Source organism: Shewanella sp. 4t3-1-2LB, assembly GCF_017368415.1.
GTDB classification, from domain to species: domain Bacteria; phylum Pseudomonadota; class Gammaproteobacteria; order Enterobacterales; family Shewanellaceae; genus Shewanella; species Shewanella fodinae.
Genome location: NZ_JAFNJD010000018.1, coordinates 54544 through 68447, shown reverse-complemented (window position 1 = coordinate 68447; position 13904 = coordinate 54544). Strand labels below are relative to the sequence as shown.

General features: G+C 49.2%; 7 protein-coding genes. 4 read left to right on the top strand and 3 right to left on the bottom strand.

The window, feature by feature from the left end; translation table 11 throughout:
- The first annotated feature begins 623 nt into the window (after positions 1-623).
- The 3 genes from J3L11_RS08645 (at position 624) to tnpA (ending at position 3706) form a co-directional block, all read left to right on the top strand.
- Complete coding sequence (locus J3L11_RS08645; protein ID WP_207570755.1) at positions 624-2369, top strand: hypothetical protein; 1746 nt, start codon at positions 624-626, stop codon at positions 2367-2369.
- A 93-nt stretch (positions 2370-2462) separates the two neighbouring features.
- Entirely contained in the window at positions 2463-3104 is a 642-nt protein-coding gene (locus J3L11_RS19325) for a GIY-YIG nuclease family protein (RefSeq protein ID WP_207570754.1), read from the top strand.
- Between the two features lie 167 nt (positions 3105-3271).
- Positions 3272-3706 carry an IS200/IS605 family transposase gene (gene tnpA / locus J3L11_RS08635; RefSeq protein ID WP_207570753.1) on the top strand — a complete coding sequence of 145 codons (435 nt, stop codon included), beginning with the start codon at positions 3272-3274 and terminating at the stop codon, positions 3704-3706.
- Between the two features lie 279 nt (positions 3707-3985).
- Here tnpA and J3L11_RS08630 read toward each other — a convergent pair whose 3' ends face one another.
- Genes J3L11_RS08630 through J3L11_RS08620 form a run of 3 tightly spaced genes read right to left on the bottom strand, consistent with a single transcriptional unit; the run spans position 3986 to position 8293 of the window.
- Positions 3986-5095, bottom strand: coding sequence for a lipocalin-like domain-containing protein (locus J3L11_RS08630; protein WP_207570752.1), 1110 nt, complete (start codon positions 5093-5095; stop codon positions 3986-3988).
- On the bottom strand, positions 5092-7620 hold the full coding sequence (locus tag J3L11_RS08625) for an FtsX-like permease family protein (RefSeq protein ID WP_207570751.1): 2529 nt from the start codon (positions 7618-7620) through the stop codon (positions 5092-5094). Before J3L11_RS08625 ends, J3L11_RS08630 begins: the two co-directional genes overlap by 4 nt.
- Positions 7613-8293 carry an ABC transporter ATP-binding protein gene (locus J3L11_RS08620; RefSeq protein ID WP_207570750.1) on the bottom strand — a complete coding sequence of 227 codons (681 nt, stop codon included), beginning with the start codon at positions 8291-8293 and terminating at the stop codon, positions 7613-7615. The genes J3L11_RS08625 and J3L11_RS08620 overlap by 8 nt, the downstream gene beginning before the upstream one ends.
- Positions 8294-8606: 313 nt before the next feature.
- Here J3L11_RS08620 and J3L11_RS08615 point away from each other — a divergent pair, with 313 nt between their 5' ends.
- Entirely contained in the window at positions 8607-13853 is a 5247-nt protein-coding gene (locus J3L11_RS08615; protein ID WP_207570749.1) for a response regulator, read from the top strand.
- Positions 13854-13904: the final 51 nt, after the last annotated feature.

The window sequence follows — 13904 nt, the reverse complement described above, 5'->3', positions numbered from 1 at the left end:
AGGTGCGTATTACATCATGGCGCAGGCCATTTATTTATTGGCCAAAAATGACGTCGGATATATGTTAGCGACCGTACCCTTTAATTGGCTATTGCATCATGAGGTGCGTCCATATATGTTTCCTAAAAGGATAAACAGCTATACAGTGTTTATCACAACAGGAAAAACGAGCCTATAGCCCTTGTCCCGTCGTTGATTATTTTCCACAAGGCAGAATATTATCCTGATTTAGAGCCCATAACTGTGTGTTTTCGCTATTAGGAAACAAAGCCTCCATATAACTCAAATGTTGCAATGTCTTGTGATGCGTATAAATCTGGACAGACATACAGTCATATTCAAATGATGACGATATTAGACAATTTTTATCCTACCTTCGTGCGCGTTTTCACATTTCAGCCAAAATAAATAGGTTTAAAATCAGTCACCTATAAATTTCATGGATTAGATGATAGGTTTGGAAAACGCGTATGGGCGTTTTGCCGGATAGTGTATTTGCAGAGAAGGTGATAACTTCTTTGCAATACAATTAGTTAACAATGCGCGTTTTTACTGATCTAATGAGATAAACGCGCATGCGCACAAATAAAATGTTAGCCATCAAGGAAGCATGGGAGTGAGTTTTGACATTAAAAACGATAACAATCGAAAACGTGAAGGGAATTTCTCATCTGCAGTTTGATCTCGACATAATTCCTAATAAGCCATCGCTGTTAGTTGCACCCAATGGCTTTGGAAAAAGCTCTTTCGCAACTGCGTTTGCTTCCTTGAATGCAGCAAAACTCAAGTTGCCCGCTGAGAGTCTTCATCGCGGAACTGAAGCAAACAAACCTCGACTGACTATGGTTGTTGAAACTGCTGGAACGACAGAAACACTTGTTGCAGATGAAAACTCAAATCAGATTTTAGCAAAATTCGATGTCCACGTTTTAAGCAGTCGTTTGCGAGCTAAAGCCACGAAACGGAATATGGGGGGATTCACCTCGGTTTCGGCGTCTCTAGAAATAGATCAAGTTGTCCTTGTTGATCGAATCCCTCAAAAAGAGCAATTTGGGTATAGCGTTGCAGAATGTCGGAAGTCGTTTGGCAAGAACGGGAAAATCCTTAAGAGCATCGACGCTATTCTGGGTGATCACAACATGGCCGATAAGCTATTGCAGCTTGAGCCGGAAATCAAAAAACTTTCAGGTATCCGTAATAAGAAGGTGTTGAATGATGCAGTAGATAAGATTAATGCCCAAAATGACACAACTGATCAGATTCTGAAGTGGTCGTTAGCCAATGTAGAGGCCGATTTGGAGTCAATCCAAGCTATCAGACTTGTCGCTGACGCGTTGACCAATTTTAATGGAATCCTTCCGACGCGGTTAGACAAGCTGTTAGGCGCATTTCAATTATTTCAACTGCATGCCAAGGATAGGAATAAGTTTATAAGTGCATGTAAATACAGCAATTATCTAGCAAAAAAGCATAACCATGAATCAATCATTAGATCCTTTGACACCACATGGAAAGATATCAAGCCAAAAGAACATAAGGGAAAGCTTGTAGTTGATTTTCCATTGGCGATTGATATTTCAAACGGACAACGTGACTCATTAAGCTTTGCCGCGTGGTTACAAAAAGTTTCGGCTGCACCTGCTTCTCGCGACTGCATAGTTATTATCGACGAGGTCTTTGATTACTTAGACGATGCTAATTTGGTAGCAGTTCAGTACTACATCTCCAACTTAATTAAAGAGAAGAAAGCAATCGCTAATCGCGTTTACCCTTTAATCCTGACACACCTGAACCCACTATACTTTAAAAACTTCACGTTTAAAGACCAGAAAGTATACTTCCTCAAGAAGTACCAGCCTTCAATAAACGAACATTTCAGAAAACTCATCCTTAAACGTTCAGATCCATCCATTAAGGCAGGGGTAGATCGGCATCATCTGCATTTCGAGCCATCAGATGTTAACTTAAGGAACGATTTCAAGGCGTTAGGGCTTAAGGAAACTTGGGGGGAATCGGTCATATTTCATGCACATCTTGAGTCGGAATGGAAAAAATATCTGGCAAATCAAGATGATTATGACCCCTTTGCTATTTGTTGCTACGCAAGAGTGAAGATAGAGGAAAGGGTTTATATGAGACTGCCAGATCTGAACCTCAAAGCGAGTTTTTTAAATGAGAATGGCACAAGAAACAAGTTGGAGCTGGCAGAGTCTGGTGGAGTTCCGGTTGATGATGTGATGTATCTCTTAGGTGTCATTTATAACGAAGGAATGCACATTAGGGAGCATGTTGATAACAGCAGTCCCATTGTTGCAAAATTGGAAAACTTGACGATTCGTAAAATGCTCATTGAGTGTGTCGATGGCTAATAAAGCAAGTTACGGCGAAGGCTTTTTCGTTGAGGCTTCGCCTTCACTACAAAGCTGCGTGTGCTGGCGGCGTTAGCATTCAAAGGAGGTTTCGTGCAAATAAGTAAACCACGTCAAGTCCCTCATGGGTTTGTGGTAGATATTACGAATGAATCGATACAAGATACTTTCTCGTCTCCTGTATTTAAAAATGCGGGGCAAGCGTTAGATTGGGTTAATGATTGGTTGCATTGGTCTCAAAATATACAAAATGGCACCGTTGACAGCATTTATTATATTGTTCAAATCCCAGACACGTGGGTTGGTCCACCTAAAGGTGCTCATCTCTATTCAGGCTTATATGTCAAAATAGGTCGCTCTAAAAACGTACTAAAGCGCTTGGCTAATCTGCAAACAGGTACATTTGGGCAGTTAGTTATAAACGCTCTTGAGCCAGGTGGTTCAAAAAGAGAGAAAGAGCTACATATAAAATTTGCAGAAGAACGTCGTAAAGGTGAATGGTTCATTTGTTCGCCTGCACTATATGAGCACATTTTTCAGACGTGGTTTCAATATAAAATTCTGCCGAAAGAGCACCAGTTCAAAGTCCTAGAAACACTAGATAGGGCAGATATATATGGCTCAGTTCGAGAGGTTTTGGGTGGGCAACCAGACATGGTCAATCCATCAATAAATGAAGAGTGGCATGGCAGCGTTTTCATAGATCTTGTGCATAGTAATATTGTACGAAAATGAATGCTAACAAACGCTGCAAGAGGGCCAGCCAATGTGTGGCATTTTTATTGTCAGCCCCAAACCACCTACTTCAGTAGGTGGTTATCATTCATGAAAGGGCTTTGCCCGTATATCTACTCATGCTAAATGCTTCCTCGATTTTTAGCGAAGTCAAAGAGGCAAATAACATGAGTAGATACGAACAAGCGTCGCATGTATTTTGGCGATGTCAATATCACATAGTTTGGACTCCGAAGTACCGATTTCGGATACTAAAGAATAACGTTGGCAAGGAAGTCTATCGTTGTATTCACATATATTGTCAGCAGTTAGGCTGCATAGTGATGGAATTAAATGTTCAAGTGGATCATGTGCATTTAGTGGTCAAAGTTCCACCGAAACTATCGATATCAAACTTGATGGGTGCATTAAAGGGGAAGGAGGCGCTGAAGCTATTCAGCAAATTTCCATATTTGCGAAAGAACAAAATGTGGGGAAGTCACTTCTGGCAAAGGGGTTATTTCGTAGATTCCGTTGGTATTAATGAAGAAATAATTCGCAGGTATGTCCGCCATCAAGAAAGAGTCGAAAAACAAGAGCAAGCTGAGCTTGCTCTTGTATAGAAGGCCCCCTTTTAGGGGGTAATCACAAAGCCACCTTCTTCAGAAGGTGGTTTTTTACTATGCGTTGATTTTTGTGATTATTGTGTTGCGCGGAAGCTTGGTAGTAGTGTTAGCTGCCCTTTAAGCGGGTGTTAACCATAGAAATTTAATCCGAAACTGATGAGTTAGAATTAAGACTTTAACTCGGAATTGCTCAATAATGAGTCTAGCCAGTGTTACTATCACCCGCGCGAACATAGCGAGATCCGCTGTCCTATGTATATGGGATCGGTGGCTGAATCAGTAGCCGGTAAGTTCCAAGTAGCCGACGCCTTGCTGGCTGCCGCTGATGCTGATGGGGCCTTCCCAATACGCCACCGACAACGGCATGACCGCGTTGCGGTTGAGGGGGGTAATATCAAGCTGCAGTTGTTCCGTTGGCAGTGACAGCTGCCAGCTTACCGGGTAACGGCCACTTGCAGTCTGCTGCCAGTCAGTGGGGCGCATGTGAATATCCTTAGCACTCAGTGAGTGACTGCGGCCATCTGGGAACATCCGTTTGCCGCTATAAAAGGGTTTATCGTTTGTGTCACTTCCTCTTAGCTGGAATAGCATCAGGCTAGAGCCATCGTTAAGATGTAGCGCAAACCAGTCCCAGCCCTGCTGTTGCCGACTGAGAAATTCAGAACTCCATTCCCGATCTAACCAGGCAACACCGCTAACATGTTGCCAACGGCCTTGATGCAACACTTCACCGTCCACCTGAATAAACGGCTGGCTGTAATAGTAGGATGCCACCTTGCCATCGGCACTTTTGCGGCTATAACCATTATCGCCCTGCAAAATTAATGGTGCGTTGGCTGAAAGTTGCAGTTTATAAGCAAATTGCGTGTCTGTTACCGTGAGGGTGGCTGGCAGCAGTCCGTGATTAGGGTTATCGGGGACCGTCTGTGTCTGCCATTGCCAGTCATCCAATTGTACCAACAACGGGGGCCCCGAGACCTGTGCTGGTGCTTGATCAGTTTGCATGCCTCGCCCCCAACGTTCGGCGGTAAAATGCTGTGCCTTAAACGTTAGCGCGGCATGGGCCATATACAATTGATTACCGGCCCAAGGCGATTGATTTTCAGGCGCATCTGCCGACAACGCAATGCGGAACTGAGTCCATTGCAGTCCCAGTGGGCTGCCATCATCAGTGTGCAGATTGGCGGTGAGATACCACCATTCCTGACGAAACTTTGGGTGCGCCAAGTGATCGGTTGGAAAGATAAACGCTTTACCCGGCAATACCTGAGCGAAGCCGTTCTCAGCGCGGCCTAAAAGCTGCCCCATCGAGGTGGATTTTGCTGCTGGGCTACAGCCGGTCAATAACAGCAGCGGTAACAGCCATAACCTTGGGTGTAGCTTCATAGGACCTCCTGCTGCAGCGCCGACACCATTGAACGGCGACTTTGCCAGTAGAGCGGCAAGATAACGGCCAGCAGGCAACAGCCCAATGACAGACCAACCACCCGCCAGTAAGCCAACCAGTCCCAATGCTGCATGATGGTCCAGCCAAACGCCTGCAAGGTCACCTTATGGATTAATAGATAGCCAAGAACGGCACCTAACGGCAGTGCCAGTAGGCAGGTGATTAACACTGCTAACAGGATTTGCCCGAGTAGCATCAACCACAGCTGCTGCTGCGGGACGCCGAGACTGCGTAAGATTGCCAGTGGCGCTTGTCTTGATTGCGTCAGCATTAATACGGCACTGAATAGTCCTACGGCGGCCACCAGCAGTGTCAGGCTGTTTAGTACAAGAGTGATGCTAAAGGTTTTATTAAATACCTTGAGGGCTTGGGTGCGGATTTTCTGCTGGCTGTAGATCTGTGCCGGGTTAAGGCCTAAGGCTTGAGCAATTTGCTGACCTAGGTTATCGATGGCCGCTTGTCCACCCGTAATGCCGCCCAGCGCCAGACTGTAGGGCGGCACTGGCAGTGATAGTTGCTGCCATAAGTGCTGCGCAATCAGCGCTTCGCCCTTGGGATTACCATAATCGAAATACACGCCTGCTATGACGGTGTTGTGAGGATGTTGGCAACGACTGTCTTGGCACAGCCGGAGGTTATCCCCAACGTGCACCGCCAATTTCAGCGCCAACGGCTCGCTGATAAAAATGCCATTCCCTGCTAATACCTGTTGCACCGCTTGGTGTTGTTTGGTTTGCCCGTCTGGCTGTTTAAACACGGTGGTTTCGGCAATGGATGTTTCATCGCGACTTAGCAGATTCACCGCCAGCACCGTGTCACCGTTCGCCACATAATACGGTGACTGCCACTGGTAGTAACGCGGCAGCTTAGGCGCGTTGGCATCAAGATAGCGCTGTAATGCACTCATTTCGCTGCTACCGGGCCGAATATACAGATCGGCATGCAATCGGGTATTCAGCCAGTTGCGCAACGTTTGATCAAAACTGCCCACCAACGTATTCATGGCAATATTGGCACATAGCGCCAGCAGTAACGCCATCATTGCCAGCGCCAGTGGCGCGGTCAGTTCTCGGGTTTCCGCAATCGCATAACGTGGCAGACCTGCGGGGGCTAATGGCGTCAACAAACTGAGGCTGGTTTGCAATATCTGTGGTAGCAGCAGAGGCATGGCAACCGTAAGCAGCCCCATCAATGCCAGGCTCTGCGCATGTTCACGGCTGAATGGATACAGTACGGCAGTCAGTACTAGCAACATAACGCCCACTATAAACAGACGCCGATGAATGCGCCGATGTAGTTGCTGTTGTGCAAAACGTTGAGTGCCTTGGGCAATGCTACGCTGACACAGTTGCCAGTAAAGCGGTACGCAGGCCAATAGCGCCGCAATCAATGTCAGTCCGGCGCCTTGTGCCAGCCAGGACCATTGCCAGTTGCCGGGTAACAGGGTGGCACCGTAAAGCTGTTCCAGTGTCACCGCTACCATGGGTTGCAACCAGTGGCTGAGCTGCAATGCTAACAAAAAGCCCATAAATGAGCCGATGCCAACCAGTAATAACAGCTCCAGTAACAGTGACAGCATCAATGCCCGACGACTAACCCCCTGTTGCAGCAGTTGTAACATCAACCGTTGGCGCTTCATCAGGCTGTAGCGCACGCCGTTATAAGCAATGAACAGCCCCACCAAAAACGCCAACATCCCCATAGCATTCAGATTTAGGTGAAAACTGTGGGTAAGGTCGGTCAGCGCTTTGCCCTGATCTTGTTCAGTGATCTGCAATCCGGCCAGCGGTAGTTCGCTTTGAGCCAACTGCTGCTTTAATTGGGCAGCATCACCAAACAGAGCGATATAACTTAAACGCCCGGAGAGCTGCAGCAGCGGTTGCGCGACTGAAATATCCAGATATAAGCGATTTCCCAAATTTACGCTGTCGGGGAGTGACTTTACCTGCAATAACTGCCCCCCAAGGGAAAGTTGCGCCGGGGCATTATCGGTAAAGCCCATTGCTCGATACTGGCTGCGACTGACCAGTATTAAGGGGCGGCCGCTGAGCAATGCCGCTAGCGGTAGTTCAGCATCAATTGCTGGCCTTTGGTGTTGAAAACTGCGTAAAGCCGCAACGATATCACTGCCATCAATCTGCCATTTACGGCCCTCTGCGTCCTCCATGGTGCCGCTGACTACGGGTAATGCAGTCACTCCTTGGCGTTTCAAGGCAAAGTACAGCGATTCGTCCAGCGTGGCATCGCGTCCGCTGGCACTGATAAATAGGCTCGCCTGTTGCGCCAGCGCTTCACCGGCATGCTGATAACTGTTGATGGCATTATCGTTGGTCGCTTTAACCCCTATCAGCAGGGTTACCGCCAGCACGATCCCCAGCAGAATAGCACCCGCCTGTAGCGGTGCCTGACGATAGTGTGCCAGATAGACCCGTAACGCTCGCCAGCCAAGGTGCCAATCATTCATGGACTTTCCCCTGCTGCAGATGCCAGCGCCGTTGCATGTGGGCGGCGGCACTATCACTGTGGGTTACCATCAATATAGCGCTGCCAGCATCGGCGGCGAGCTTGCACAACAGTTGCATCACTTCTTCTGCGGCGTCAGCATCCAGGTTCCCTGTGGGTTCATCCGCCAGCAGCAGCGCCGGGCGATGCGCCAGCGCCCGAGCAATAGCAACCCGTTGTTGCTGACCGCCGGATAACTGTTCTACTGGGCGTAGTGCTAGTTCACTGATGGCCAGTTTTTGCAGTAGATAATCACACCAGTCGTTCCATTTTTGCCCAAGGAGTGACAACGGAAACAGCACATTGTCTCGCACGCTCAGGGGCGTCAGCAGATTGAATTGCTGAAATATCACCCCCAGATGCTGACGACGAAAACTGCTCCACTGCGGATCATGCCACTGGCGACAATCGGCGCCTTGTAATAGTAATTGACCACTATCGGGATATTCAAAGCCGCCGATGATGTTGAGCAGCGTACTTTTACCACTGCCGCTGGGGCCGGTGAGGGCTACCGTTTCGGCTCGGTGGATCAGCAGCTCCAGGCTGTCAAGCACCAGATGGTACTGATCACCATCGTTAAATCCCTTGCGGATCTGTGAAAGTTGCACCAGCGGCGCTGGCTGGGAATCTGGCATTTTCTTTCCTTGTCACTGCAACCGTGGATGCAGCATTCTCGGTAGCGAGTTTATCTGCTGTTGCTGAAAACCCTTCTATTCGAATGGTGCTTTAGGGTAGGTTCACTCAATGTTCGTTATCTTGGCTAATATAAGAAAACGCTTTTTTGTCATTGAGTTATTAAGTTTATTAGCTGTTAAGTCGCTTGCGCAAGGGCTGACCTAGTGATTAAATAAATTCAGTTTGTCGCAGATGCGATGTGCCGTCTGTTGCTATTCGTAAAAACACATCATCCAGCGGTAATGCGACCCAGCCAGGACAGGGAATTGCCATATGCCTGAGTTAGCCACCTTTCAAACCTTTCGTCACCGTATTATTTCCAATCTGGCGTTGCCACTTATTGTGATGATGACGCTGTTATGTGGCATCGCTGGCTGGATAAATTATCAGGAAAAACAGCAAGCCTATTTTGCAGAGCTGCGGACCACTGCCCACAATGCTGCCCAAAAATTGCAGTTTTCCTTAAAGCTAGCACAGTCCGATACCCAGACGCTGGCATCCAGTCTCGATAATTTTGATGATAAAGACCGTGCATTTCCGCCAAATTATCTCTATGCCATGTTGACTGAGCGGTTGGAGCGGTATCAGCAGTTTTATGGCTCTGCCATTGCCTTTCGTCAGGGCTTTTTTGGTGATGGCAAACGGTTTGCGCCTTATGCCTACCGCCGTGACAACAGTATTGTCACCATGGATATTGGTATGGATGCCTATGATTACACCGATGGTAACTGGGCGTGGTGGAGCGAGGCGCTGAAGCATCCCAAAGGCGTATGGACCGCCCCTTACTTTGACTCAGGGGCTGGCAATACGCTGATGATTACCTTTTCACAGCCCTTTGGCAGTGAGGCTAACTGGTTTGGCGTGGTTACGACGGATTTAGCGTTGTCATCCTTACCTCAGCGTCTTGGCGTTGCGGCAGATCAGTTATTGGTTGTGGACGACAACGGTATGTTGATCTACCGCCCTGGTGCCAGTCTTACGGAACAGATATCGCTGAAAGACTGGCTGAGCCCAAACAGCAATCCCGACCTAAAAGCACTGACAAGCGCGCAGAGTCATGAAGTACAACTGACCGACAAAGATAATGTTGTTTATCTAGCCAGCATTGCGCCGGTTGAGCCCTTGGGATGGCATGTAGTGGTGTTGACACCGGAACAACATCTGTTAACTGCAGTGCTGGGAGATTCCGCCTACCTGACGTTCGTATTGCTGGGGGTGATCCTACTGCTACTGATAAACAGCGTGTATACCGCCAGACGACTGACCCAACCACTGGAAAATTTGGCCCAGGGCATTGAAGCTTTCAGTCAAGGGAAATTGCTGCGATTGGCACCGCCAACCCCTAAAACTGTATTGGAGGTCGCCAGCCTTAGCCGAAAATTCAATGAAATGGCGGATGTACTGCAACAGCGGGAACAGGCATTGTTGGATTCCCGCGGCAACCGATTTGCCAGCCTTATTGATGGTATGAGTGACAAGTCGTTTTACTGCTCAATGGCACCCGATGGCCAATTAGTGCAGGTGAGCGAGGGGGTGGAAAAGGTGCTGGGCATCAACCCCGATACGCTCAAGCGTAAATACCAACGTTTGTTTCCCAGCAGTGCTATCAACGAGCAGAACTGGCATTACATGGAACTGGCGTTGCAGGGGCAAAATGTGCCGCCACATCAGGTGGAAATGCAGTCTGCTAGCGGACAATTGCGGCGCTTAGACGTATTTATGCAGCCTTTCATCGATGAACACGGGTTGGTTGTGTCAGTGGAGATGCTGTTTAACGATGTCACCGAACAGTTTTCGGCGGCAGCCTGGTCTAAAGCGGTGTTGGAAGCGGCGCCAGAGGCCATGCTTATCGTCGATGAAGACAGCCATATTATTTATAGCAACAGTCGCTGCCAGGAACTGTTTGGTTACAGTGCCGCTGAAATGCTGCAACTGGCGGTGGAAAATCTCATCCCCGAGCAATTTCGAGAAGCGCACCAACGCTTCAGTAAAAATTTTGTTGTGGGCGACAGTAACCGCACTATGGGCAGTGAACACACCTTCCCGGCGTTACGAGCAGACGGTAAGACATTTCCGGCGCAAGTTGCTTTGAGTCATCTGCCATTAGCAATGGATGGAAAGCATCAAACGGCCGCATCTATCCGCGATATGACTGAGCAACTGGCGGTGGAGAAAAAAATTCGCGACAGCGAAAGCCGTTTCCGTGGACTGGTATCCAATGTTCCCGGTGCGATTTATCGGTTCCGTATTGAGGACGATTGGAGCCTTGAATATATCAGTGATCATATTGCCGATATCAGTGGCTATCCGGCGGCGACCTTTATTGAAAACGAGCGTCGTGCCTATCGCACCATTATTCTCGACGAGGACATGCCCAAGCGCGCCGATGCCATCAATGCCGCCTTGCTTGAGCAACGTCCGATTGATGTGGAATATCGGATCCGTCACCGAGATGGCAGTATCCGCTGGATCCACGAGAAAGCTAAAGCGGCTTATGATGAGCAAGGCGAAGTTAAATGGTTCGATGGCAGTGTCAACGACATCACTGACAGCAAATTGGCGCAGGAGCGACTGCGCCAATCACAGGAGCAGTTGGAGACCATTGCTGAATCGGTGCCCAGCACGGTATATCAGTTACTGTGGCGTGAAGGTCAACCCAGCCGCTTTACCTTCTTATCATCTGCAGCGGTAGTAACGCTTGGATTGCCTCGGCAGGAAGTGATGGACAACTTTAATATCGCTGCCGAGCGCATTCCAGACGAGGAACGCCGAGAGTTACTGGAATTGCTAAGTGGCAGTCGCGGTTTGCAATGGAGCGCCACCTTCCGTTATCAGTATCCGTCAGGTGATGTGCGCTGGTTAGAAGCCGGGGCCAGAGGCCTGGCGCAACCTGAGGGTATTCTGTGGAATGGTTATCTGATGGATATCAGTGATCGTAAACAGATGGAACGCGAGATGGCGCAGCGCGAAGCGCACTTCCGGGCACTGTTTGATAATGCGGCTATCGGCATCGTGAATCTCGATGAACATGGCATGATTGTCGATTGCAATGACTGCTTCTGCCACTACATGACTAGCACCCCAGAAGTGCTCAAACGTAAACTTATCGGAGATTTGCTGCTACCGGAACAGCGGCAGGAGGCGATTGCGGCCTTTGAGTCGTTGGTCAATGGGCAGCAGCAGAGCATTGCGGGTGAATGGCGATTGTTGGATGCCAACGGCGACACAATGTGGGCAGCAGTCAATGCCACACTGCTGCAAAAACAACTGGATAGTGGCAATTCGGTGGTGTTGGCAGTGGCTAATATCACTGACTTGAAGCAACTGTCAGAAGAGCTACTCACTGCCAAAGACGCCGCAGATGCTGCCAGCCGGGCCAAGAGCGATTTTCTGGCAAATATGTCGCATGAGATCCGCACCCCAATGAACGCCATTATTGGCATGTCGCAACTGTGCCTACAGACCACGCTGGACAGTAAGCAGCGTGACTATGTTGAGAAAATTGAGCGGGCGTCGCGGTCGCTCCTGGGGATCATTAACGACATTCTCGATTTCTCCAAGATAGAAGCCGGGAAACTGCAAATGGAATCGCTGCCGTTCCAGTTGGATACCATTCTCGAAGATCTGGCCGATATGTTTGCGGTGCGGGCGTTAGATAAACAGTTGGAACTGTTGTTCTCGGTAGCGCCTAATGTGCCCACACAGTTAGAAGGGGACCCGTTACGGCTGAACCAGATCCTGATTAATCTCATCGGCAACGCCATCAAATTCACCGAGCAGGGTGAAGTGGAGCTGTCAATCAATCAGTTGCAGCAACAAGATGATGAAGTGGTGCTGCGTTTTGCCGTGCGGGATACCGGGATAGGCTTGACCCGCGAACAGCAGCAGAAACTGTTCCACTCCTTCAGTCAGGCCGACAGTTCCACTACCCGTAAATATGGCGGAACTGGCCTCGGACTGGCGATAAGTCGGCAGTTGGTGGAATTGATGGGCGGCGAAATTGGGGTAGAAAGCCTGCATGGCAACGGTAGCACCTTCTTTTTTACCGTAAGACTGAAAGTCTCTGACAGCAGCGGTATTAAGGTGGCGCAGGAGCTGGAAGGGATGCAACTGCTGGTGGTGGATGATAACGCTACCGCCCGCGATATTATGCGTACCACGCTGGAAAGCATGGGGTTTCATGTCGATACCGCACGTAGCGGGGCGGAAGCTTTAAAGAAATTTTCCGAGAAACGCTATGGCCTAGCGCTGGTGGATTGGAAAATGCCGGGAATGGATGGCATTGAAACCTCGCAGCAGCTGAGCAAGCTGGATAACAGTACGTTGATCATTATGATTTCGGCTCATGCTAGCAGTGATTTCATCGGCCAATTGTCTAGTTATGGCATCAGTGGTTATGTGGCGAAACCAGTGAGCGCCTCGAGATTGCTGGACAGCATCATGCTGGCATTGGGCAAGGGCGGCAGCTTGCCGGTGAAGCGTCGCCCCAGCACCCTCGACAGCAAGCTGTTACAGCAGTTGCGCGGCAAACGGGTACTGCTGGTTGAAGATAATGAAATGAATCAGGAAGTTGCCAGCGAATTTCTGGCTCAGGTTGGGATAGTCGTGACCTTGGCAGAAAACGGTCAGCAAGCGTTGCAGCAGTTGCAGCAACAACCCTTTGATTTGGTACTGATGGATTGTCAAATGCCCGTTATGGATGGCTATCAGGCAACCCGTGAACTGCGAAAAATTGATGGGTTACAGCAGCTTCCTGTGGTAGCTATGACCGCCAACGCCATGGCTGGCGACCGGGAAAAATGCTTGGCCGCAGGCATGAATGACCATATCTCCAAACCCATCGAAGTGAATTTGCTGTACAACGTACTGTTGCAGTATCTCGGCGATGGTTCGCCGTCAGGTGTTTCCGTGTCGGCTGGCGAAACCATAGTGATTGCTTGGCCGGAACATCCCTTATTGGATGTTGATCGTGGTCTACAGTTGGTCCAGAACTCGGAACGACTCTATCGTCGAATCTTTGAGCGTTTCAGTCAGGGGCAGGCACAGGTCGTTGATAAAATTCGTAAAGCGCTAGCGCATGATGACCAAGAAACGGCCGTGCGTTTGGCTCATACTCTTAAAGGCGTTGCCGGTAATCTGGTCTGCGAACCGCTGGTTTCGCTGGCTCGTACCCTAGAAGCGCAACTGCAGCAGCAACAGGATTGTGAGGAAACACTACAGCAGACAGAGGTGCTGGTGGATGAACTAGTCGAGGCCGTAGAGCGTTGGCAGCAGCTTGTTACCATTCCCGACTCCGATGTCGCAGAGCTACTCGCACCTGAGGTGTTGAAACAGGAATTGCAACAACTGCTATTGCTGCTGGAAGATGCCGATGCCGCCGCCGTTCCACAGCTGCAAAAACTTCGGGGGCGAGTGGATACACAACTTTGGCAGCAGTTACAGCAGGTCAACACCATGGTGGCCAATTATCGCTTTGACGAGGCGCAGACGCTGGTGCAGTCGTTGTTACAGCAGATGTAAGTCTATATTTTGAATCTGAGTTTTGCTGTTGAGCCCGACAAGCGCATAAGG